The organism is Mycobacterium sp. (genome assembly GCF_049281135.1).
GTDB lineage: Bacteria > Actinomycetota > Actinomycetes > Mycobacteriales > Mycobacteriaceae > Mycobacterium.
The window spans coordinates 1-22,175 of record NZ_JBAPRN010000054.1 but is presented as its reverse complement, the minus strand read 5'-3'; the positions used below and the strand labels follow the sequence as shown (position 1 = coordinate 22,175).

At 62.4% G+C, this 22,175-nt stretch carries 24 protein-coding genes; 19 read left to right on the top strand and 5 right to left on the bottom strand.

The genetic code is table 11. From position 1 onward, the window contains the following. Positions 1-9 precede the first annotated feature (9 nt). From WAN02_RS02250 to WAN02_RS02215, 8 genes are all read left to right on the top strand, one after another. Positions 10-756 carry a hypothetical protein gene (locus WAN02_RS02250; RefSeq protein WP_422262447.1) on the top strand — a complete coding sequence of 249 codons (747 nt, stop codon included), beginning with the start codon at positions 10-12 and terminating at the stop codon, positions 754-756. Next, positions 753-1,400 (top strand): cytochrome c oxidase subunit 3 family protein, encoded by a 648-nt coding sequence (locus WAN02_RS02245; RefSeq protein ID WP_422262445.1) that lies wholly within the window; start codon positions 753-755, stop codon positions 1,398-1,400. The genes WAN02_RS02250 and WAN02_RS02245 overlap by 4 nt, the downstream gene beginning before the upstream one ends. A gap of 5 nt (positions 1,401-1,405) precedes the next feature. Next, complete coding sequence (locus WAN02_RS02240; protein WP_422262443.1) at positions 1,406-1,675, top strand: cytochrome C oxidase subunit IV family protein; 270 nt, start codon at positions 1,406-1,408, stop codon at positions 1,673-1,675. A gap of 115 nt (positions 1,676-1,790) precedes the next feature. Continuing rightward, on the top strand, positions 1,791-2,549 hold the full coding sequence (locus tag WAN02_RS02235; protein ID WP_422262441.1) for a hypothetical protein: 759 nt from the start codon (positions 1,791-1,793) through the stop codon (positions 2,547-2,549). Beyond that, on the top strand, positions 2,549-3,721 hold the full coding sequence (locus tag WAN02_RS02230) for a phosphotransferase (RefSeq protein ID WP_422262439.1): 1,173 nt from the start codon (positions 2,549-2,551) through the stop codon (positions 3,719-3,721). Before WAN02_RS02235 ends, WAN02_RS02230 begins: the two co-directional genes overlap by 1 nt. A 27-nt stretch (positions 3,722-3,748) precedes the next feature. Then, positions 3,749-4,447: a hypothetical protein gene (locus WAN02_RS02225; protein WP_422262437.1), complete on the top strand. Its 699-nt coding sequence runs from the start codon at positions 3,749-3,751 to the stop codon at positions 4,445-4,447. 323 nt (positions 4,448-4,770) lie between these two features. Continuing rightward, on the top strand, positions 4,771-5,073 hold the full coding sequence (locus tag WAN02_RS02220; protein ID WP_422262435.1) for a hypothetical protein: 303 nt from the start codon (positions 4,771-4,773) through the stop codon (positions 5,071-5,073). After that, the gene (locus WAN02_RS02215; RefSeq protein ID WP_422262433.1) at positions 5,070-5,306 is read left to right on the top strand and encodes a hypothetical protein; all 237 of its coding nucleotides are present in this window, start codon (positions 5,070-5,072) and stop codon (positions 5,304-5,306) included. Before WAN02_RS02220 ends, WAN02_RS02215 begins: the two co-directional genes overlap by 4 nt. Before the next feature lie 145 nt (positions 5,307-5,451). Here the strand turns inward: WAN02_RS02215 and WAN02_RS02210 are convergent, their stop codons facing one another. Continuing rightward, the gene (locus WAN02_RS02210; protein WP_422262431.1) at positions 5,452-6,051 is read right to left on the bottom strand and encodes an NAD(P)H-dependent oxidoreductase; all 600 of its coding nucleotides are present in this window, start codon (positions 6,049-6,051) and stop codon (positions 5,452-5,454) included. 309 nt (positions 6,052-6,360) lie between these two features. On the opposite strand from WAN02_RS02210, the gene WAN02_RS02205 reads away from it, so the two are divergent. Further along, on the top strand, positions 6,361-6,789 hold the full coding sequence (locus tag WAN02_RS02205; RefSeq protein ID WP_422262429.1) for a hypothetical protein: 429 nt from the start codon (positions 6,361-6,363) through the stop codon (positions 6,787-6,789). A 412-nt stretch (positions 6,790-7,201) separates the two neighbouring features. Here WAN02_RS02205 and WAN02_RS02200 read toward each other — a convergent pair whose 3' ends face one another. Further along, positions 7,202-7,870, bottom strand: coding sequence for a TetR/AcrR family transcriptional regulator C-terminal domain-containing protein (locus WAN02_RS02200; RefSeq protein WP_422262427.1), 669 nt, complete (start codon positions 7,868-7,870; stop codon positions 7,202-7,204). A 92-nt stretch (positions 7,871-7,962) separates the two neighbouring features. Between WAN02_RS02200 and WAN02_RS02195 the strand changes: the two genes are divergently transcribed. Then, positions 7,963-9,180 carry an FAD-dependent monooxygenase gene (locus WAN02_RS02195; protein ID WP_422262425.1) on the top strand — a complete coding sequence of 406 codons (1,218 nt, stop codon included), beginning with the start codon at positions 7,963-7,965 and terminating at the stop codon, positions 9,178-9,180. 72 nt (positions 9,181-9,252) lie between these two features. Here WAN02_RS02195 and WAN02_RS02190 read toward each other — a convergent pair whose 3' ends face one another. Next, positions 9,253-10,620, bottom strand: coding sequence for a cytochrome P450 (locus WAN02_RS02190; protein WP_422262423.1), 1,368 nt, complete (start codon positions 10,618-10,620; stop codon positions 9,253-9,255). A gap of 154 nt (positions 10,621-10,774) precedes the next feature. On the opposite strand from WAN02_RS02190, the gene WAN02_RS02185 reads away from it, so the two are divergent. The 3 genes from WAN02_RS02185 (at position 10,775) to WAN02_RS02175 (ending at position 12,455) form a co-directional block, all read left to right on the top strand. After that, the gene (locus WAN02_RS02185; RefSeq protein WP_422262421.1) at positions 10,775-11,602 is read left to right on the top strand and encodes an isocitrate lyase/PEP mutase family protein; all 828 of its coding nucleotides are present in this window, start codon (positions 10,775-10,777) and stop codon (positions 11,600-11,602) included. 30 nt (positions 11,603-11,632) lie between these two features. Then, positions 11,633-12,142 (top strand): G/U mismatch-specific DNA glycosylase, encoded by a 510-nt coding sequence (gene mug / locus WAN02_RS02180; protein WP_422262419.1) that lies wholly within the window; start codon positions 11,633-11,635, stop codon positions 12,140-12,142. Between the two features lie 109 nt (positions 12,143-12,251). Then, positions 12,252-12,455, top strand: a complete 204-nt coding sequence (locus WAN02_RS02175) for a hypothetical protein (RefSeq protein ID WP_422262417.1) — start codon at positions 12,252-12,254, stop codon at positions 12,453-12,455. Positions 12,456-12,464: 9 nt separating this feature from the next. On the opposite strand, the gene WAN02_RS02170 is transcribed toward WAN02_RS02175, so the two are convergent. Continuing rightward, positions 12,465-13,070: a TetR family transcriptional regulator gene (locus WAN02_RS02170; protein WP_422262415.1), complete on the bottom strand. Its 606-nt coding sequence runs from the start codon at positions 13,068-13,070 to the stop codon at positions 12,465-12,467. Positions 13,071-13,272: 202 nt separating this feature from the next. Here WAN02_RS02170 and WAN02_RS02165 point away from each other — a divergent pair, with 202 nt between their 5' ends. The 6 genes from WAN02_RS02165 (at position 13,273) to WAN02_RS02140 (ending at position 21,148) form a co-directional block, all read left to right on the top strand. After that, a complete protein-coding gene (locus tag WAN02_RS02165; RefSeq protein WP_422262413.1) occupies positions 13,273-14,139 on the top strand; it encodes an amidohydrolase family protein in 867 nt (288 codons plus the stop codon). A gap of 6 nt (positions 14,140-14,145) precedes the next feature. Further along, positions 14,146-16,362, top strand: a complete 2,217-nt coding sequence (locus tag WAN02_RS02160; RefSeq protein ID WP_422262411.1) for an acyl-CoA dehydrogenase family protein — start codon at positions 14,146-14,148, stop codon at positions 16,360-16,362. A 27-nt stretch (positions 16,363-16,389) separates the two neighbouring features. Further along, a complete protein-coding gene (locus tag WAN02_RS02155; RefSeq protein WP_422262410.1) occupies positions 16,390-17,583 on the top strand; it encodes an amidohydrolase family protein in 1,194 nt (397 codons plus the stop codon). Between the two features lie 7 nt (positions 17,584-17,590). Further along, a complete protein-coding gene (locus tag WAN02_RS02150; protein ID WP_422262408.1) occupies positions 17,591-17,875 on the top strand; it encodes a hypothetical protein in 285 nt (94 codons plus the stop codon). A gap of 10 nt (positions 17,876-17,885) precedes the next feature. After that, positions 17,886-19,124 carry a cytochrome P450 gene (locus WAN02_RS02145; RefSeq protein ID WP_422262406.1) on the top strand — a complete coding sequence of 413 codons (1,239 nt, stop codon included), beginning with the start codon at positions 17,886-17,888 and terminating at the stop codon, positions 19,122-19,124. A gap of 188 nt (positions 19,125-19,312) precedes the next feature. Continuing rightward, positions 19,313-21,148, top strand: a complete 1,836-nt coding sequence (locus WAN02_RS02140; RefSeq protein WP_422262404.1) for an NAD-binding protein — start codon at positions 19,313-19,315, stop codon at positions 21,146-21,148. A 4-nt stretch (positions 21,149-21,152) separates the two neighbouring features. Here the strand turns inward: WAN02_RS02140 and glnA are convergent. After that, on the bottom strand, positions 21,153-22,175 hold a 1,023-nt coding region (gene glnA, locus WAN02_RS02135), incomplete at its 5' end, for a type I glutamate--ammonia ligase (protein WP_422262402.1).

Sequence of the window (22,175 nt, the reverse complement as noted above, 5' to 3'; positions counted from 1 at the left end):
CTAGAGCACATGACCAAACAGATTCGGATGGATTCCGGCCTGATGAAAGCGGCCGTATGGTCCGGGATCGCGCTCATCGTCGCGATGATCGTCGCGCAGGGGTTCATGATGCACTTCATCCCGCCGCCCTCTCCGGCACTGTCGGCCCATGACCTGGCGCAGCGGTTCATCGATCGACGCGACGAGATCCGGTTGGGATGTCTGATCCAGTGCATGTTCTGGTCGTTCTGGGCCACCTGGAGCATGGCGATCACGCTGTTTGTCCGCAAGATGGAGCGCGGCTTCGCGATCCTGACCTACTCGTCGATCGCGCTGAACGGTGGCGGGTACGTCTTTTTCATCCTCATCCCGATGACCTGGGCGGTCATTGCCTTTCGGCCCGAGACGTTGGATCCGTCGGTCATGCAGATCATGAACGACTGGGTGTGGTTTGACTTCCTGTTCACCTGGCCACCGTTTGCTGTGGTCATGGCGATCTTCGGGATCGCAATCATCAAGGATCACAACGTTCCCACGCTGTATCCGCGCTGGGTCGCCTACCTCAACTTCTGGTGTGCCATCCTCATCTTCCCGGCCGGGTTGATCGCGTTCTTCCACACCGGGCTGTTCGCCTACAACGGCATCGGAGCGTTCTGGATGCCTTTCGCGATCTTCTTCGGCTGGATGATCACCATGTCGGTCACCACCCTGCAGGCGATCAATCGCTACCAGGCGCGTCCGGAGATCGAGGCCAGCCGGACTCCGGCAGCCGTATGACGGCACCGAGGAACGCCGTCATTAGTAGCGGCGAGGAAGTCACTCCCGGGTCAGCCACCGTCGACGCGCGCACGTCGCCAGAGGTGAACAAGAAGAAGATCCCCGGCGAGGCAGGGGTGTGGATCTTCATCCTCGGCGACATGTCGGTGTTCGCCGTCTTCTTCACCTATTACCTGGTCCAGCGAAGCAAACAGCCCGAAGTGTTCGACGCGTCGCAGGCGACACTGAACAAGAGCTTCGGTGCGGTCAACACCGTGTTTCTCCTGATCAGCTCCTTGTTCGTGGTCCTGGCGGTGCGGGCAATGAGATCGGCGCAGCGACCGCTCGCGCAACGCCTTATCATCGCAGCGTTTCTGTGCGGCATCGCGTTCGTGCTGGTGAAGATATTCGAATACCACGAAAGAATCGCGGCGCACCAGACCCCGTCGGTCAACAACTTCTACCTGCTCTACTTCGTGCTCACCGGCCTGCACCTCTTCCACCTGGTAATCGGCTTGGTGGTGCTCATCGTCCTGCGGTCCATGGCCGCTAAACCTGATCTGTCGCAAGGCCAATGGGCATTCTTCGAAGGAGGGGCGTGCTTTTGGCACATGGTCGACGCACTGTGGCTGGTGCTGTTCCCGTTGATCTTCCTGGTCAGGTGACAACGGTGACGAGGTTGGTCCGCACGCCCGCGAGTGTGGTCTGGATTTTCTTGATTCTCGCCACCGTCGTCTCCTGGACGCTCGGCACTCAGCACGGGTTCAGCAATTACACCCTGGCCAGTGTGGTGATACTGCTCATCGCATTCATCAAAGTGCGCCTGGTCGGCTTGTACTTCATGGAGCTACGTGGGGCGCCGACGGTACTTCGCGGGCTGTTCGAAGCGTATTGCGCCATCGTGTGCACAGTCGTCATCCTCGTTTTTGCGCTGGCCTGACCGCGGCGATGAGCAAATCCGCGACCTGCTCGCAGCCCGACCGACCCGGCCACCTCGCGGCACCTGTGTTGTACGGAACCCGAATGGAGATACACAGGAGAGGACACCGACGAACATGACACCAACCGATACCTCGACAACAGCAGAGCCGGTGCATGGTGGATGGCTGGCCACCTTCCGGATAGACCCCTTGCTGATGCGGCTGTTCGTGTGGTCTGGCTTGGTGCTCGTGGCAGCGACGATCGTCGGCTTCGGGTGGCTGATGCACATGGTTCCGCCGCCCTCACCAACGCTGAACACGCAGGAACTTCTCCAGCGCGTGCACGAGCATCAAACCTCCATCCTCATCGGCGCGGCTCTGGTGACGTTTTTCTGGTCTTTCTGGGTGACCTGGGCGGCACCGATCGTCCTCTACATCCGCCGGATGGAACGCGTCCCCCTGCTCACCGTCGCGGCCCTTGCCAACGTCGGCGGCGGCGCGGCGGTCATCACGACAATCGCCGTCGCGTGGACCGTCATGGCATTCCGCGCCGAGAACCCCACGATCGTCCAAGCATTCAACGACCTGGGCTTCTTCCTGTTCCTCTACACCTGGCCACCATTCGCAATCTTCATGATCATCATCACCCTGGCAGTCTTCCGCGACGTCAACCCGGCGCCGATCCTCCCGCGCTGGGTTGGGTACTACAACATCTACGCCGCGCTCGCCATGGCGCCGGCCAGCCTCATGGGTCTGTTCAAGACCGGCCCCCTCGCCTACAACGGCCTGCTGTCCTTCTGGCTGGTTGCCGTTGACTTCTTCGTCTGGATGGTCGTCATGTCCATCGTCTTTCTGAACGCAATCTCACGCGACGAGAAGAGGCTGGGAGGCTGATGAACTACAAGCTGTGGCTTGCCAAGCGCGCGGTCGAGATCGGCGCCCACATGGTCGGCGAACGGATCCGACCACCCGTGCTGCGTGCGCGTGCGGATGTTCCACGCAACGGCACGGATCTGAACGAGGAATGGCTGACCGACGTACTTTGCCATGAGCACCCCGGCGCACGTGTCGTCTCCTTCTCAACTCCGGGAGGCAGCGTCGGCACCTCCACCCGAACCGCGTTACGGGTGACCTACAACGACGCGGGCCGGGCGGCGGGCCTGCCGACGGAGCTCTTCACCAAGACCACCGCGGCGTTTAGCCAGCGCCTCGTGCTCGGCGGCGGTGAGGTCCTGCATGGCGAAAGCCAGTTCTTTTTAACGTTTCGCCCGAAGGTCGACATGGAGGCCCCACAAGCCTATTGGGGCGGGGTTGACGAGTCCTCTTGGCGCAGCATGATTGTCATGGAAGACATCGCCGCCACAAAGGGCGCGATCTTCATCAAGCCGACGACACCGCTGACCCGTGGCCAGGTCGAGGATGTGCTGCGCAACATGGCCGCCTACCACGGCGTGTGGTGGCAGGCCCCCGAACTCGAAATCCTCAAGAAGCCCATCGACCACTACAACAACGTCGCGAACTTCATGGACTTCGAAGGCCGGTGCGCCGTCGGTATGGAGCGGGCCAAAAGCGTTATCCCCACCCGCCTGCACGGCCAGGCCGATCGGCTGTGGGCGGGCACCCAAAAGGGCCTCGAGATCGCGACCGAGGTCTTGCCGCCCACGCTGCTGCACGGTGACAGCCATGTCGGGCAGACCTACATCACCCGCGGCGGCCGGATGGGCCTCACCGACTGGCAAGCGACCCTGCAGGGCGGCTGGGCGTACGACTTCGCGTACTTCGTTGGCTCTGCTTGCGAACCCGCAGACCGCCGCAGGTGGGAGAAGGAGCTGCTCGAACAGTACCTGGGGGCACTTGATGAGGCGGGCGGCAAAGCGCCCAGCTTCGACGAGGCCTGGCTCAGATACCGACAGACTCTCTTCTACCCGTACTCGGCTTGGGCATTCACCATCGGGCGCGCCTTCTACCAGCCGAAAATGCAACCCGTGGACACCTGTCTGGCCATCATCAAGCGGCTATCCACCGCCATCGACGACCATGACTCTTTCGACGCGATCGGCGTCTGAACGACCGACGATACGAAAGAGGCTGAGGTGAATCGTCGTATCGAGCTGGGATGCGCCTGGTCGTGTGTGGTCGGAGTGGTCCTTCTCCTGGTTGGCTTCTGGCCCATCGCAGCGCTGCTGCCGGTGCCGCCGGCCGACTACAGCGCGGCGAACATCGCGACCTTCTATCAGGATCACACCAACCGACTCCGCCTCGGCTTGTTCATCACGCTCGTCGGCATGGGCGGATTTGGACCGATCACTGCGCTCATCACCCGACAGATGCTGCGGATGAAACCCCGGCAGCCCACGCTGGCCTACCTGCAACTGGCGGCCGGGACAGTGGGCTGGGTATTCCTTTTCCTGCCGATACTGATGATGTCGGCCACCGCCTATCGGCCCTACCGGTCACCCGAGGTCACCCAGAGCCTGCACGACATGTCCTTCTTCATACTGGTGATGGACTTCGTCCCCTTCTTTGTCCAGTACATCGCCATCGCGGCGGCCGTCTTCAGTGATCGTTCTCCTATACCGATTTTCCCGCGGTGGGTCGCTTATCTCAGTCTGTGGGTGGCGTTGGCGTTCATCCCTACCGGTGTCATCACGTTCTTCAAGACAGGCCCGTTCACTTACGGCGGCATCCTCGGCTTCTACATCCCGCTCATCATCTTCTCGGTATGGCTGCTCGCCATGCCCTACGCGGTCTACCGCGCGATCCGTGATGAAGTCCCGCCGGCGGACGAATAATCCCCGCCAGCCACTGCGCTGATGCCTTGGCAATCATTCAGGGGAAATACCTGGAAACGGAACGCGACTCCAACGACAACTCCGCCGAACTGGGCAAGGCTGCGGCGTAAATTCTGCAACCCTGATGTCCGCGGCAACACCGACGGACTGCCTACGGTGGACTACACAACATCGACTGCGTCCAATGCGAAAGCGATCATCTAGTTACACAGATTGATTCGCAATTCTGACGACAATGGTGAGGGGACGCAAGCCTGCTTCTCGGACACCCGGCTCATCGCGGCAGTCCCCCAGGGCGGATAGGGGGCGCGTAAATCCTTGGTGTGAAGCTGGATTCGAGGAAGGCGTTCTTTGCCACTGGCGTTGGCTACGAGTACCGAAGGGACACCATGAAGTTAGTGACGACGCCTTCAATAGCGATCGCCGACCCAGTAGTGGTCGTTCCGGCCTGGCCAGCCCGCGCCGACGTGGGGCGGGACGGCTACCTGACGGTTGCCCGTCTCCGCGAAGACGACCGCGCGGATCTGATCAATCTCGACTCCGCGTCCGTCCGATCGTTCTGGAGGGTATTCAAGGACGAAGCGAAAGTCCGAGGCGCCAAACCCGAACAGGGAGTGGTCGCATGAACTGGCACTCTTCGGCCTTCATCGGGGAGGTCACTGCGGTGGGGTACCGGGGAATCTATACGACTCGACCCCACGGAAGTCATTGCGTACTTTGCGGAGTGGGACACGACGGGCTACCGATGTTGGCGTTGCCGCCGTTTGGTCGTGCGTTCACCTATCCCGCCGAGGCTCGGGAGTACGCCGAGAAACTGGACGCCTTTGTGCACGCCGAAGCGTACTGCTCGGGAGTGTAGCCAAGACACGACAGTCACCGCGGTTGGCGATTGTGTCATGCGGAGCAGGGAATTTGCCGCAGCATTCTGGTGTTGACCGCGCAGCGATACCGCGCAAATCGATTGGGTGCCGCCACGCCACCGATTAGGCGGCCGGCAACGAGGGTCACTTCGCTGCGGCGGCGCTGCCGCCATGCACTTCGTCCGCGAGCTTTCTGACCGCTTCGCAGAGAGTCGCCACGGTCAATGGCTCGATCACTCTGGAACCCAAACGGCCACGGGTGTAGCCGATTTGGTGTGACCAGACGCCGCTGTAATTGCCGTTCGATCGACGGATCACGGCAAGCGGCTTGTCGTGGAGTCCACCATGATGCCAGCGACGCGTCAGCGAGTCGATAGCGCAATGCACCATCGAGGGGACGTGCCCGCGATAGGCCGTGACGACCAGTACCGCATCGGCCTCAGCAGCGGCCCGACGCAAGGCGATAACCTCGTGCGGCAGCCGGTGCGTCTCCACGGCTTCGCTGTACCGAGGCAAGCTGGCAAGGTCGTCGAAGAGGTTGACCGTTACTCCGTCGGGCGGCCTGAACAGCACGTGTTTGCGTAGTGCGCAATTGGTGGGACCTGCGGGCAGACCAATCAAGACCAACACATTGGTGAGGGCCGGAAATTCCTGTGGTGTTGCTGGATTCGCCATTATTTTCAACCTATCTGCACTCGATGCGAAGCAGTCGCAGACGTCACCTGACGACTGGACGTGATTCATCGTCCGGTCGGTGACGAGGCGTGTCGATGTCGTCGTCCACGAGTTCGCGCCAACCGGGGTGTCTTCTTACACACCCGGATTGGGCCGGCTTCCGCTTGGCCCGAGCGTTGCGAGGCGCTGTCGCCGATGCCGACCCGACCCACCCCGCTGCTGCTTTTGCGACCACGTCGGGCAGACCCGAACTTCGCTCGCGCGCAACACTATCTGGTCTTCGACGGTGTCACCGTGAACACTGACATCTGGGCACCCACCGCAGACGATATGACGGTAGGGCGGATGGGCCGCCCTGGGTGGACAAGGGAGCCTTTCATGTCAGACGCCGATCTCAACGGGCAGTTCGAGAAGATCGCCGACACAGCAAGAACCGCGACGGACAAGATACGGGTGGCGGGTGAGAGGACTCGCGATCAACTCAAAGCTGACGTCGACGCCGCGCGTAAAAAGGCCGACGCAGCCGCTGATCGCTTGAAGGACAAGGCGGTTGCAGCCCGAGGCAACGCGACTTCCGATTGGCAAGAGATTCGCGATAAGTGGCATGCCCACGTCGGCAAGGTCCGGGCGCGGGCGTCCGAAACAAAAGATCGGATCGACGCACACAACGCCTCGGTGGACGCAGACATGTCCGAGGCTTATGCCTATGACGCAATGGATTTCGCGTTGGACGCGATCGCGGAAGCCGAATACGCGGCCCTCGACGCAATATATGCACGGGCCAACTCTCAGGTGCTCAATGCGTGAACGGTGTTGGTACCAAAGGCAGACCCGTACGCGAGATCGGCTTCCAGAATCGCGATAGCGCGCGGCCTGGCCGGCCAGGACTGTGACGGTGGCGTTGCCGTGATCCGCGCAATGCGCATACGCGTCGAGCTGGTGGAAACGGCCCCCGGAGATTTCTCCGAGGGCCGTTTCCATGGGCTTTAGGAACGTGTTTGGGAAATCAGCGTCCCTGACGATCGAATGCCGACAGTTCGCGAACGCGCCGGATCGATCGACCACGAGGCAAGGGCAACGGAGACTCCGCCGGCCGCCTGGTGCCGAAAGGGCAACATCGACGAATGAACGTATAAGGCCGCCTTGTTCGTTCGGTGAGAGTCGTCCACCACATTGGCCTCGTCGTCAACGCGATCAGTCGGATCGCGAACCTGTCCGATCACTTCGCCCCGGCGTCGTCGTGGAGAGACGCGTGCGCGAGGCCGCCGATCACAGCCCTGATCCCGTACTGGAAACGCCCATCGAAGTTGATCAGTTCGTGCAGGGGGGTGGCGTATAAATGCGGATAGCTCGAACGAACCTGCAACTTGTCCACTTCAGCGACCACTTGCACGGTACTGCTTTGTTGCTCCAACACCTCACCCAACACGTAACAGAAGACCGTCGATGCGCCCCACAGCGCCGCAGTGCCTGTCAACCCACCACGCTCCATCGACATGATGAGCCGGTCGGCGAAGGTCATGTTGTTTTGTTGTGCCACATAGCTACCACCGAGGATGCGAGCCCCGTCACGATAGGAGAGCAGGGCAGAGCGTAGCGAGTCGGCCAGTGTGACGGCTACGTGCTTCCAATCACCGCGCGGGTCGGGTCGAGATGCCGGCGCGTCGCGCAGTGCGCGCGCCAAGATGTGCTCGGCCATCGCGTCGATCAGGGCTTGCTTGTTGGCAAACACCCGATAGATCAACGGCAGTTGGAGCGCAGTGCTATCCGAAAGCCGCCGCATCGTCAGCTGTTCCAGTCCGTCGACCTGCACAATTGCGAGAGCAGCCTCGGTGATGGTGACACGGCGGGCGTCCCTTGCGGCGATGGCTTCCGACGACCTTGACATGTTAACGATGTTAACCCTACGTTGGTGATAACGCTGTTAACAGCACCCGCTGACTGTATTTCCATGGAATCGAGTTCTGTGAGGTAACGCCCGTGGAGGCGCTGAAGGTTTTGGTTTCAGGGGCGAGCATCGCCGGCCCGACGGTCGCCTTCTGGCTCGAGCGCTACGGCGCCGACGTCGTTGTCGTCGAGAAGGCGCCCGAATTGCGGTTGGGTGGTCAGCTGGTCGACCTTCGCGGGGTCGCGCGCGTTGCCTTGCAAAAGATGGGCATTGATTCGGCGGTGCGGGCCGTCACCGAGCCGAACGCTTCGATGTCATTCGTCGATAGCCGCAACAGAATACGTGGCACGCTGGACGTCCGCGACTACGGTGGGGACGGTCCCATTGCTGAGATCGAGATTCTTCGAGGCGAGCTGTCACGGACAGTCGTCGAGTCAGCAGGCTCCGGGGTCGATTACCGCTTCGGTGATCGCATTGACTCCCTGGCGCAGAGCGACGATGGCGTCGACGTCACGTTCGCCTCGGGCGGGACCGAGCGGTTCGATCTCGTTTTGGGTGGCGACGGTGTTCACTCGGAGCTGCGCGATATGGTCATGCCAGCCCAGGACGTGGAGTTGAAGCACCTCGGGGTCTATGTCTCGTTCTGGACCGCCGAAAACCACTTGGGGCTGCAGGACAGCACTGTGTTGTACAGCGAGGCCGGACGCAGTATCGGGATGCGGGCAATCGCCGACAATTCCAGGGTGATGGCCTTCCTGAGTTTTCAGGGTGGGCCGCCGTCCTATGACTGGCGGGATGTCGCTGCCCAGAAGCGCATCGCTCTGGCGCGTGCGAGTGGAATGGGTTGGGAAGCAGCGCAATTGCTCTCACAGATCGATACTGCTGGCGACTTCTACTTTGATACCTGTACGCAAGTGAAGCTCAGGTCGTGGTCTCAGGGCCGCGTTGCACTACTTGGTGATGCTGCACATAGTGCCTCGCCGTTGTCTGGGCATGGCACCACGATGGCGTTCGTGGCGGGATACGTGCTGGCGGGCGAGTTGGCCGCGGCGGGCGGTGACCATCGAACCGCGTTCGCTCGCTACGAACGCAAGTTCCGGCCCTTCACCGAAACGATCCAGCAGTATGCACCGTCCAACGCGTACATCATGACTCCGCGAACGCAATTCGGCGTCGAATGGCGAAACAATGTCACGCGTCTTGCCGAGCGTCTGCCGGGCAAGCGATTGTTGGTTCAGAATATGGTGAAGATGTCGAACTCCTTTGAGCTTGATGACTATTCGAGCCATGTGGCGTCGCTGCATCGCTAACCGCGAGAAGGTAGGCGCAGTAGAAACGGCCCCCGGAGATTCCTCCGGGGCCGTTTCATGAAACCGTCAATTTCACCGCCGCGCGTCGACGCGGGCCGGGATAGGCCCCTTTGCGACCGTGGTGCACGGCGATTCGAGCGGGAAGTCCTTGTCCGTCGAACGGATGCGGATAGACCGGACGATGGTGGCGAGCGCGAGGGTTGTCACGAGCATCGCGAAATGTTCACCGATACACGAACGTGGCCCGGCGGCGAACGGGATGAACTGCCAGCGGTCGCGGTTCATGGAGTTCTCCGGGCTGAACCGATCGGGGTCAAAGACCAGCGGGCGCTCCCACAAGGCCGGATCCCGGTGCAGGGCATTAATCCCCACGGCGACAATGGTGCCTGCTTCCACTCGGTACCCGTCCACCGCGATGTCACGCAGCGCCACCCGGCCGACCCCAGCGGCCGGCGGGCACAGTCGCAGCGACTCGTTGAGCACCTGGGCGGTGTATTCGAGCCGGGGGACATCGTCGGGCGTCAGTTCTCGATCGCCGATCTCGGCAACCTCGGCGGCGATCCGGTCCTGCATGTCGGGATGGTGCCCGAGTTCCCACAAGGCGTAGGTCAGCATGGTCGCCGTCGTGTCGTGGCCCGACAGCATGAAGATCAGCAGCTCGTTGCTGATGTCTTCGTCGGAGAGTGGCCGGCCGTTGTCTGGGTCGGTGGCCGCTATCAACGCTCGAACCAGCGGTGCATCGCGGGTCGCATCTGCGCGGCACGCCTGCAGGATCTCCATGGTGGCCCGGCGCATCGTCGTAACCGCGGCGCGAGCACGACGGCGTGACGGCGTCGGGAGCCACCGCGGCGCACGTATCGGCCGTAATGCACGATCGGTCGCGTACGCCGATGCCAGGTGCATGTTCTGCGCGATCTCGTTACCGAATTCGTTGACGTCGACACCGAGAATCGAGCGGCCGAGCGACCGCATGGCGAGTCGGCGGCACTCAGCGTCGAGGTCGACGCCACCTACCTCGCGCCAATGATCGGCGGACGTTTGCGCCGCCTGCGTCATGTGTCTGCCGAAGCTGTCGACGTTTTGTTTGGTGAACACCGGTTGCAGTGCGCGTCTGCGTGGGGCCCACTCGCTGTTGGGCAGGACGAAGAGGTTGTCGCCCGCCACGTTCCGCACTTCCTGGTGGATCTGGCATCGCTCGGTGAGTCCGTCCGCGCGTCCCAGCACATCGCGCACCCCGTTGGGCGACGTGACCAGCACAAGGGCCGGGGCAAACAACTTTGGCAGCGGTACGAAGCGGGTCACCGGTCCGCCGGCCTCGCTCAGCAGCGGCAGTCCGGTGTGCAAAACCCGCGCCGCTGACAGCACCTGCCGGATGGGCAGCGGATTTTTCGGCGCCAGCGGAAGTGTGGCCACATCGAGTAGGTCGATCGTCGCGGTCATTGCACCAAGAAGTATGCCGTGCCTAACGCATTGCAACAATTTGTGCCTACTCGACATGTCACCGCTCACCTAGATACTGAGGATCTTGACAGCGCCGGGGAATACCTGCGCACACCATTGACGCTGACGGTGTCACGAGCGACAGGAGGGCATCATGACCCAGGCCAAGCACTACGAGCGGTTCCTGGCTTTGCACCAGCAACCTGAGGCTTTCGTGATGCCCAATCCCTGGGACGGGTTGTCGGCCCTCATTTTCAAGAAGGCCGGCTTCGCCGCGCTGGCGACGTCGTCGGCGGCGTTCGCAGCCACGCTGGGCCGCCACGACGGGCGGCACGCAGTCAGTGTCAACGAGCATCTCGCGCACGCCAAGCTTCTGATCGAGGTCGCCGGGTTGCCGGTGAACGGTGATTTCGAGGATGGATACGGCAATACGCCCGAAGGCGTAGCCGCGACGGTGAGTGCCGCGATCGAAGCCGGGTTGGCCGGGATCGGTGTCGAGGACACCTCCGCCGATCCCGCCAACCCGATCCGCGACTTCGATGACGCAGTCGCCCGGGTCGCGGCGGCGGCCAAAGCGGCCAAGGGCCGGATCGTGTTGACGGGGCGCACGGACAATTTCATCCAGGGCCGCAACGACCTTGACGACACGATCCGACGTCTGACCGCGTTCGCAGAGGCCGGCGCCGACGTTCTCTACGCCCCATATCCACCCGACATGCCCGCGGTGAAGGCGATCGTGAAAGCTGTTGCGCCCAAACCGGTCAACATTGTGGTGGGCACCATGTCAGAGACTCCGACGGTGGCTGAGCTTTCCGCTGCGGGAGTCAAGCGCATCAGTGTGGGCGTCTCGTTGTACACCCACGTCGCGGCTTCTCTGCAAGCTGCGGCGACGGCACTCGCCAACGGCGACATTGCCTCGGCCACTTCGGGAATGCCTTTCCCCGAGGTGAATTCGTTGCTTGACCAAGTCGCCCGCGGCTGACCGGATGTGGCCGAGTTTGAACCAGATATCTTGACCGAAGGTCTCGATGTCGTTTTCTGCGGATTGAATTATGCATCCAGCGCCGTCCAGGACGGCTACCACTTCTCCCACCGCAACAACCGATTCTGGCCCGTGCTGCATCTGGCCGGATTTACCGATGTCCGCCTACAGCCGGCCGATCAGCGTCGGCTGCTGGACTATGGGTGCGGGCTCACCGCGGTGGTCCGGCGACCGACGCGGTCAGCCAGCGAGGTTTCGCCCGAGGAGTTCCGGCGTGCACAACCCGAATTCGAGGCAAAGATCCGCCGCTACGCCCCGCGGGCGATCGCTTTTCTCGGAAAGCGGGCCCTAGCCTGCATGCTCGGCGTGTCAGACGTCGCCTGGGGCCGGTATCGCCCGGGCTTCGCCGGAGCCGACGCATGGGTGTTGCCCAACCCGAGCGGCTTGAATCTCGGCTTCTCGCTTGAGCAGCTCGTCGACGCGTATAGCGAGTTACGTCAGGCCCTTTCGGCATCCGAATCGGAAGGCCCCGAAGAATGATGGGTCGCGAATCGGCGGCGAGCGATAGTCTATTAAGGTAAGCGTCGTCTATAGAGATGGGGTTTTCCGCGATGACGGGGACGGTTCGTAGTTGAGAAGGCGAATGTTCTTGCCAGTCGTGGTTACTACTGTCGTTGTCGTGGCGTTGTGGATGCTCTGGTACAACTCGGGGCAGCACAAGCTGCAGCGATGTGTCAAAGCTCAGCAGGACCACTTCTATTCGACCAGTGAGGGCCAGGAAATACACCGGCGCGGTTCGGATCCGCCCGCTGACCTGTTTGTCTTGGAATGCAATCAGATGGGTATCAAGTGACGGTGAGCGTCACCGGTCCGTCAGTAGCCTGCGAGCTACCCACTCGACGCGACTCAACGATTCCTCCAACGTCATCATGCCGGCGAGCACCCCGGCAAGCGAGCTGCTCAGCGCGGCGTTGAGACCGAAGGTGATGTTCGGAATCTCTTCTGCTGCAACGCCTTCCAGGAGCCTGTTGAACATCTCGGTATTCGTGCGATTCATCTGATCGATCGTCGCCCTGGCCTGGGAATCGGTCGATGTCGTCGTCTGGAACATCAGCGCGGTCATATTGGGGTTGCGGTGGAACGCCCGCTGGGCACGTCGTAGGTAATCCAGGATGCCGGGCAGCGGATCCTGATCGCTCCGGCCTGCGCGCGATGCGAGGATGCGCCGGGTGAGTCGCTTCTGCCAGTCCTCGAGTGCGGCCGCGAGTAGGTAGTCCTTCGAGTTGAAGTAGCGATAGACGGTAGCCAGCGCCACTCCCGAGCGCTTCGCGACGTCACGCATCTGCACCGCCTCGGCGCCGACGTCGGCAATCAGTTCGATGACCGCTTCGATGATCGTCGCTCGCCGGATGAGCTGGCGGCTGGTCATATCCGTCAGCGGCACGACGGCGGAATCAGGCTGTGTCACGGGAGTGTTGACGGCGCCACCTCCGACTCGGGTCCGACTGCAAAACAGAACAGATTTCTCATCAAGATCCCCGATCGCGGGGCGTCAGGTCATATTAGACCAGTTGAAAGCCCTATTCAAACATTGACTTTAGTAGAACCATGTTTCAGTATGGACCCGCAGGCCGGTTACTCGCGGCACGTCATTGCGATCGGAGGACTCCATGCCCGGACCGGTGGGACTACCGGTGATCGACACCATGATCGGGTTTCCGCACGAGGGCTCCGCCCAGTACGACTTCATCCGCAAGCAGACCAAAGACCGGGAATCGAAGGAAGATTTCGAATTTCCGGTCGAGTACATGTTCAAAGACGTGCCGCAGGGACTGTCGACCGACGACCCAGTGTCGCTGGTGCTGCAGCAGATGGACCGATTCGGTATCGAAAAGGCGATGATCGGCGTCGGTGAGGACTCCGCGCAGCTGGCGCTCAAGATGTTTCCGGACCGCTTCGTGCCGTCCGGAAACATCGACGATCCCAACGACGTGATGGGTTCGGTCAACGCGATTCGTCGCGACCACGAGCAGTTCGGGATCCGCGCCACGTCGGTATTCCCCGCGGGAACCTTTCCGCAGGTGCCCATCGACGACCCGAAGATGTACCCCATTTACGCCACCTGCGTCGACCTCGCCCTTCCGATCTTCGTCTGCGCCGGAGTCCCCGGTCCGCGAGTTCCCTTTGCCCCGCAGGAAGTCTCACGAATCGACGTCGTGATGTTCGACTTCCCCGATCTGGTGTTCGTCACCCGTCACGGTTGCGAGCCGTGGGAGGATCTCGCCGTCAAGCTGATGCTGAAGTGGCCCAACCTGTACTACTCGACGTCGGCGTTCGCGCCCAAGTACTACCCGAAGGCCATCATCGACTACGCGAATACCCGCGGCGCTGACAAGATCTTGTACGCCGGTTACTTTCCGATGGGACTGTCGCTTGAACGGATCTTCAGCGACATGCCCAACGTTCCGCTGAAGGACGAGGTGTGGCCGAAGTTCTTGTACGGCAACGCCGCCCGTATTCTCGGGCTCGAAGGCTGACGCTCCATGGCACTGGCGATCACTGTCGAGCAGGAGCAGCTTGTTGACGCGGTCAGCCGCTTCGCGGCTCGGCACGCCCCCATCGACAAGACCCGTGCCGCGTTCGGTTCGATCGCGGCCGGCGAATTGCCTTCCTGGTGGCAGGAATTCGTCGACAGCGGCTTCCACTCGGTGCACCTTCCAGTGCACGTCGGCGGGCAGGACGGCACCCTGGCAGACATGGCCTGTGTGGTCGAGGCGGCCGCCGCTGCGTTGTTGCCCGGTCCGCTGCTGAGCACGGTGACAGCGAGCGCAGTGGCAGGTTTGGGAGATGCGTCGGCCAAGCCGCTGCTGACTGATCTCGCCTCAGGCGCGACGGGGGTCGTCATCCTGCCCGAACATAGCGACATTCATGCGGTGCGCGACGGAAGCTTGTGGCGGCTCAACGGGTTGTCTGGATCGGTGTTGGGAATCTGTGCAGCGCAACATCTTCTGTTGGCGGCCCGCACTGGCGACGGCGGCGAACGATGGTTCGTGGCCACATCGGGCCCGGGCCTGACGATCGAATCGCAAGAAGGCACCGATCTGTGCACCGACGTGGGCATTGTGAAACTCGCCGATCACGTCCTACCGGACGCCGCGGAAATATCGGGTATCTCCACCGAGCGGGCCCGCTGCGTCGTGGTGGCCCTCGCCGCGTGCGCAGCCGCCGGGGCGGTGCGCCGTTGCGCGGATGCCGCGATCGAATACATCCGCACGCGTGAGCAGTTCGGCAGGCCCGTCGGAGCCTTTCAGGCCCTGCAACACAAGGCTGCGACGCTGCTGGTGAATTCCGAACTGGCCGCGTCGTCGGCGTGGGACGCGGTCAGGGCAGCAGAGGAGTCCATCGAGCAGAACCGTCTCGCGGCCGCGTCGGCCGCTGTGATGGCGGTCGGCGCGGCCCCCGACCTGGTGCTCGATGCTCTGCTGATGTTCGGTGCGATCGGCTACACGTGGGAGCACGACACGCACTTGTACTGGCGGCGGGCCACCAGCTTGGCGGCGTCGTCGGGTCCGATGACCCGTTGGACGCGGAAGGTAGGGGAGTTGGCTTGCACGCTCAAGCGCTCCACCACAATCAACCTAGGCGACGTCGAGTCCGAATTCCGGGCCCGTGTGGCGGCCACGCTCGACGAGGCGCTGAGTCTGTCCAACGATCCTTATTCCGGGGACGTCAGGACCCCCGGCCTTGCCGTCGGTCCGCAGCGCGACCTGCTCGCGCGGGAAGGATTGGTGGCGCCAAATCTGCCCGCGCCGTGGGGTGTTGGCGCCTCGGCGGTGCAGCAGGTGATCATCGCCGACGAGTTCGGCAAACGCCCCGAATTGATCAGACCCTCGCTCGGTATCGCGGAGTGGATCCTGCCGACGATCCTCAACAATGGATCGGACCTGCAGCGTGAGCGCTTCGCGTGGCCGATCGTGCGCGGTGTACAGCCATGGTGTCAATTGTTCAGCGAACCCGGTGCCGGCTCGGACCTGGCGTCGCTGTCGACCCGGGCCGTCAAGGTCGACAGGGGATGGCTGGTCAACGGGCACAAGATTTGGACGTCGTTGGCGGACCAGGCTCAGTTCGGAGCACTGTTGGCCCGAACGGATCCCGATGCGAAGAAGCACCGCGGCATCGGCTACTTCCTCGTCGACATGACGTCACCCGGTGTCGAGATCTCGCCGATCAAACAGGCCAGCGGACGCTTCGAGTTCAATGAGGTGTTTCTGACCGACGTGTTCGTGCCCGACGACATGCTCGTCGGTAAGCCTGACGACGGGTGGAGCCTGGCGGTATCGACCATGGCGGTCGAACGAACGGCTATCGGGAACTACGTCAGCATCGACCGGGCAGATGCGCTTCGCAGGGTGGCCGAAGTAGCCGGCTCAGAGCAGGATGCCGCGTTGCGGGCGCTGGGCGAGATCGAGTCCTACAGCACCGCAATCAAAGCCGTGGTGCTGCGCGAAACCCTTCGACTGGTGGAGGGCCAGGGTCCGGGCCCGACCTCCAGCATCGCCAAGTACGCGATGGTCACGTTGTTGCGGCGCGCGTGGACTGCCACTCTGGCCCTGACCGGCCGCATCGCGATGTTGGAGAAGTCCGAACCGGCAGTGATCCAACCGTATTTCGACGCACCCGCTGAACTGATCGGCGGCGGAACTCCAGAGATCCAGCTGACCGTCATCGCATCGATGGTCCTCGGCCTACCGCGCAACTAAATCGTCGCTACAGAAAGGACACCCGCGATGACCACACAGCTTCCCTTCCAGTTCTTCGACTGCGACAACCACTATTACGAAGCCCTCGACGCGTTCACCCGCCACATCGAGTCGCCCTACAAGAAGCGGGCGATCCAGTGGGCCCAACTTGACGGCAAGCAGCGTCTCCTCGTTGGTGGCAGGGTCAACAGGTTCATTCCGAATCCGACGTTCGACCCGGTGGGCAAGCCCGGCGCGCTCGACGAGTACTTCCGTGGCCGCAACCCCAGAGGCGCTGATCTGAACGCGCTTTTCGGCGACCTGGAGCCGATCCCGGCGGCGTATCGGGACCGCGACGCGCGGCTCGCGTTGATGGACGAACAGGGCATGGCCGGCTGCATCCTGTTGCCGACGCTCGGGGTCGGGATGGAGCAGGCTCTCTTGCCGGACCTGGACGCCACCGTCGCGACATTCCGGGCGTTCAATCGCTGGATGGACGAGGACTGGGGATTCGCCTACCAGGAAAGGATTTTCGCCGCGCCCTACATCACGTTGTGCAAGCCGGACGATGCGGTCCGCGAGCTCGAGTGGGCGCTGGAACGCGATGCACGCTTCATCGTCATGATCCCCGGCCCGGTCATGACGGATGTCGGCATGCGGGCGCCCGGAGACCCCATGTTCGACGACTTCTGGCAGTTGGCAAATGATTCCGGCGTCACCGTGTGCTATCACTCGGGCGAGACGTACTACTCGAAGTTCATGCCGGCGTGGGGCGAATCGGACTACATGATGTCGTTCCAGGCGCTCCTGGGCTTCCGAAGCCTGTTTTCCGGCGACCCCTTGCAGGACACGTTTGCCAATCATCTGCACAAAGGCCTCTTCCTACGGTTCCCGAACCTGCGGATGGCGTGCATCGAGAGCGGATCGACCTGGGTGTTCCACCTCTTCGAAAAGCTGACCAAGTCCTACGGTCAGATCCCGCAGATCTATCAAGAAGACCCGCGGGAGAGTTTCAAGCGCCATGTCTGGGTGTCGCCGTTCTACGAGGACGAACTGGCGAGCCTGCTGAAACTGCTGGGCGAAAGCCAAATCATCATGGGTTCGGATTACCCGCACGTCGAAGGCTTGGCCGATCCCGCGTCCTACGTCAAGGACTTGGAGAACTTCGACTACACCCCCGAACAGTGCCGAACTATCATGCGCGATAACGGAATCCAGTTGTCGATCCGCCGGCCGGTGTGACCGCTTTGTGAAGGTCGGCAAGTCCAGCCTGGTGGCCATGCTGTTAAAGGTCGGCGAGGAGAACGCGGCGGTCCTGCTGGCGCGCTCGAACCTGCCGGACGAGATCGACCTTCAGCGCGACCTGGACTTTCTGACGGCGCTCGGACTGGACCGTGATCAAGTCGACGAAGTCGCGCGGTTGACGATCGGCAGCATTGAGTCCGAGGAAGTAAACGGACAACGACAGCGCGGCGAGATGGAGACGACCCTCTCGCGGCGATGGGCCGATCTTGTTGACCAGTGGCTGACGTGAGGAAGGTGTCATGACGAAACCGCAACTTCCGCAGGGGTTCGACTTCACCGATCCCGACGTGTACGCGACCCGCCTCCCGACCGAGGAATTACGTCAGCTGCGGCAGGCAGCGCCGGTCTGGTGGAACGAACAACCCGCGGGCGTCGGAGGTTTCACCGACAGCGGCTACTGGGTGGTGAGCAGACACCGCGATATCCGTGAGGTGTCGCGGCGCAGCGACCTGTTCTCCAGCGCTCAGAACTGTATCGTGCCGCGATACGTCGACGAGGAAACAGCACGCGGGCAGATCCAGGCCGGGCGGTTCTCGATGATCAACATGGATGCCCCGCAGCACACCCGAATGCGCAAGATCGTGTCACGAGGCTTCACCCCGCGCGCGGTGGACCAGCTGCGTCAGGACCTGGCACAGCGAGCTCGTCGGATCGTGGTGGATGCAGCCGCAGCCGGGAGCGGAGATTTCGTGGCGCAGGTGGCCAGCGAGCTGCCGCTGCAGGCGATCGCCGGACTTCTCGGGGTCCCCTTCGAGGATCGATCGAAGCTGTTTCACTGGAGCAACGCGATGGTAGGCGACGAGGATCCTGAGTTCGCCGAATCCGAGGCACTCGAATCGGCCGCCGAATTGATGTTCTACGGCATGCAGCTCGCCGCTGACAAGGCGGACCATCCCGGTGATGACATTGTCAGCCGCCTGATCACAGCCGACGTCGACGGCCACAAACTCTCCGATGAGGAGTTCGGGCTGTTCGTGGTGACGTTGGCGGTTGCCGGCAGTGAAACGACCCGCAACTCGATCACTCAAGGGATGATGGCGTTCCTGGACAACCCGGAACAGTGGGCGACGTTCAAAGGGCGACGCCCGTCGACTGCCGCCGATGAGATCATCCGCTGGGCAACACCGATCACAGCGTTCCAGCGCACCGCACTGCGTGACACCGAACTCGGCGGCGCGCCGATCACGCAGGGCCAGCGGCTTGCGCTGTTCTACCGATCGGCCAACTTCGACGAAGACGTGTTCGACCAGCCGTTCTCGTTCAATGTGCTGCGAGATCCCAATCCGCACTTGAGTTTCGGCGGCACCGGCGCCCACTACTGCCTGGGTGCCAACCTCGCGCGTCTCACAGTCGAGCTGATGTTCAACGCGATTGCCGACGTCATGCCCGACCTCACCTCGTTGGCGACTCCGGAGCGATTGCGGTCGGGATGGCTCAACGGCATCAAGCACTGGCAGGTGGACTACTCAGGCACGTAGCCGCGCTACCCCTCGACTATTTCTCCTGCGTGACCGGCGTGAGTCGATCGTGTTGCGAAGCGACTCCGCTTGTGGCGCAGCGCTGTTGGCTGACTTTATCCCGGCGTCTCCGGTAGCGCTTTGCGAATTTGTGGCCGATAGTCATATGAAGTGTGAACTGTTAGGTGTGAGCGGAGATGGGAGTGGTCATGCCAGTCCTGACCGAGCCCGCAGGCCAGCAGAAAAACCGGCCGGCTGCTGCGCGAGATGGCGAGACATTTCAGTTTCACCGCGAGATCATCGTCTGTGGTGACGACCCGCTGGCGAACACGATCATCGATGAGCTGAGGGGGGCCGGTGCCCGGATCATCCGGATCACCAACGCCGCCGAGCTGCTGGGCGCCGGGGTGCATCGCGCGCGGGCCGTGGTCTGCGCGGGGCCCAATGACGCAGTGAATCTCGAAATCGCGCTACTGGCAAGGCGATTCAGTCCAAACGTTCGCGTAGTGGCGCGTCTGGCGGACAATGTGCTGCGTGACGCTGTTGCTGCTGTCAGCGGCCCCGGCGCGATCCTGAATGTCGCCGACCTCGCGGCGCCGTCCGTCGTCGAGGCAGTTCTGTCTCGCAATGCGCACCAGTTCTCCACCGCCGGTGTTGAATTCGTTGTCTGGGGGTCCGAGGCGCCCAAGGATGGTACGCTGCGCGACCTCTATAAAGACCTGGCGCCGGTCGCGGTGGTCCATGGCAAGAATTCGCCCACCCCCGGCGAGGTGGTGCCGTGCCCGGGTCGGGACTTAGAGGTGTTCAAGGGCGACTGGACCTCGATGATCGGCCCGAAGGACGAGATGGAAGCCCGCGGAATCTCGGTGCCACCCTCGACGGCGACCCGCTCTCGCCACTCCAGGATGCGACGCGCCATCGACGCCGTGCGTGCCATGCGTGAGGACGCCAACCCGTTGCTCTTCCCTTCGACAATATTCACGTTGGTATTGATTTTCGGCGCGACCACCATGGTGCGCTTCAGCTACGTCCATCCACGTATGTCATGGCTCGATGCGTTGTACTTCACCTCCGAGACGATCACCAGCGTTGGCTTCGGCGACTTCAGTTTCGCGGCACAGTCCGGTGTGCTGCGGTGGTTTGCTATCGGACTGATGTTCGGTGGCGTGACTATTACCGCCATCCTCGTCGCGCTCATCTCGGACCTGCTGTTGTCACGCCGCTTCGTCCACACGGCCGGTCTGCGGCGGGCCCGCCGGATGCGCGACCACATCATCGTCGTCGGGCTGGGGTCAACGGGCATCCGCGTTGTCAGTGACCTCGTCGCTGCCGGATATGACGTCGTCGTGATCGAGCAAGACGAGAACAACCGGCTCCTGTCTACGGTCGCCAAACTTGACGTGCCGGTGATTTTCGGCGACTCGACGATGCGCCAGACGCTCGAATCGGCACGCGTCGATCGCGCCCGCGGAGTAGCGGTGATGACCCAGGACGACATGGAGAACATCCGGACCGGCATCGTCCTGCTGGAAGTCCTGGGATCCGATACCAAAGTGCCGATCGTGCTGCGTGTGCAAGGCCGTGCGTTGAGCGCCGCGGTGAGCCAGCAATTCGGTTTTGAAAATGTGCGGTCGGTCGTGGATCTGGCAGCACCATGGTTCATCGGCGCGGCGATGGGCCTGAAGGTGTTGGGCACGTTCTGGGTCGGACAGCGCTCGTTCATGGTCGGCGCGATGCTGGTAGCGGAGGGCAGCGAGCTCGACGGGATGCGCATGGTGGAACTGTCCACTCAGACACGTGTCATCGCGATCATCCGGCCGGAGGGACCGGTGAGGTTGCGCCCGCGACGCGACGCTCGAATGCAGGCCGGTGACACGGTGTACCTGATCGGCCCATATCGCGAGCTGATCGCGACGCTGCGCAAGGGCCAACCCCCGCCGATCACTGCGATCAACGGGGAGAACGCGGTGGCGCTCGCGGCTGCGCGTGGCGCGCAGCGGCCCGAGGTGCGCCGGCCGCGATGGGCGCCCGACCCCCTCGAGTGACAGCTCACACGTCGTAGTAGAGCGCGAATTCGTACGGGGTGGGATGCAGGTTGTACGGCGCGAGCTCGTAGTCGCGTTTGTAGCTGATCCAGGTCGCGATCAGGTCAGGCGTGAAAACACCGCCCTCGGTGAGGTATTCGTGGTCTTCCTCCAGCCGGTCGATCACCGCGGATAGCTGGGTCGGAGCCTGCGGGATGTCCGCGGCTTCTTCCGGCGGGAGCTCGTAGAGGTCTTTGTCGATCGGGGGAGGCGGCTCGATCTTGTTCTTGATGCCGTCCAAGCCGGCCATCATCATGGCCGCGAACGACAGATAGGGATTACCCGATGCGTCGGGACATCGGAATTCCAGACGCTTGGCCTTGGGGTTGCTGCCGGTGATTGGTATGCGCACGCAGGCCGAGCGGTTGCGTTGGCTGTAGACCAGGTTGATCGGCGCCTCATACCCGGGCACCAGACGCTTATAGGAGTTCACCGTGGGATTGGTGAAGGCCAGCAGGGACGGCGCGTGATACAACAGGCCGCCGATGTAGTGCCGCGCGATGTCCGACAGCCCGGCGTATCCCGCGTCGTCGTAGAACAGCGGGACGCCGTCCTTCCACAGCGACTGGTGCGAGTGCATGCCCGAGCCGTTGTCGCCGAACAGGGGCTTGGGCATAAAGGTCACGGATTTGCCGGCCTGCCATGCCGTTTGCTTGACGATGTATTTGAACATCTGGTGGTCGTCAGCCGCGTGCAGCAACGTGTTGAACTTGTAGTTGATTTCGGCTTGGCCGCCGCTGCCCACCTCGTGGTGGCCCTTCTCCAGGCTGAAACCGGCGTTCGTCAGGTGGGTGAGCATGACGTCGCGCAGGTCGACATAGTGGTCAGCCGGGGCTACCGGGAAATAGCCGCCCTTGGGACGGACTTTGTGGCCCAGGTTGGGGCTGCCGTCCGACTCGGTCTCCGATCCGGTATTCCACCACCCAGATGTGGCGTCCACCTTGTAAAACGATTCATTGGTGCGCGAGTCGAAACTGACCGAGTCGAA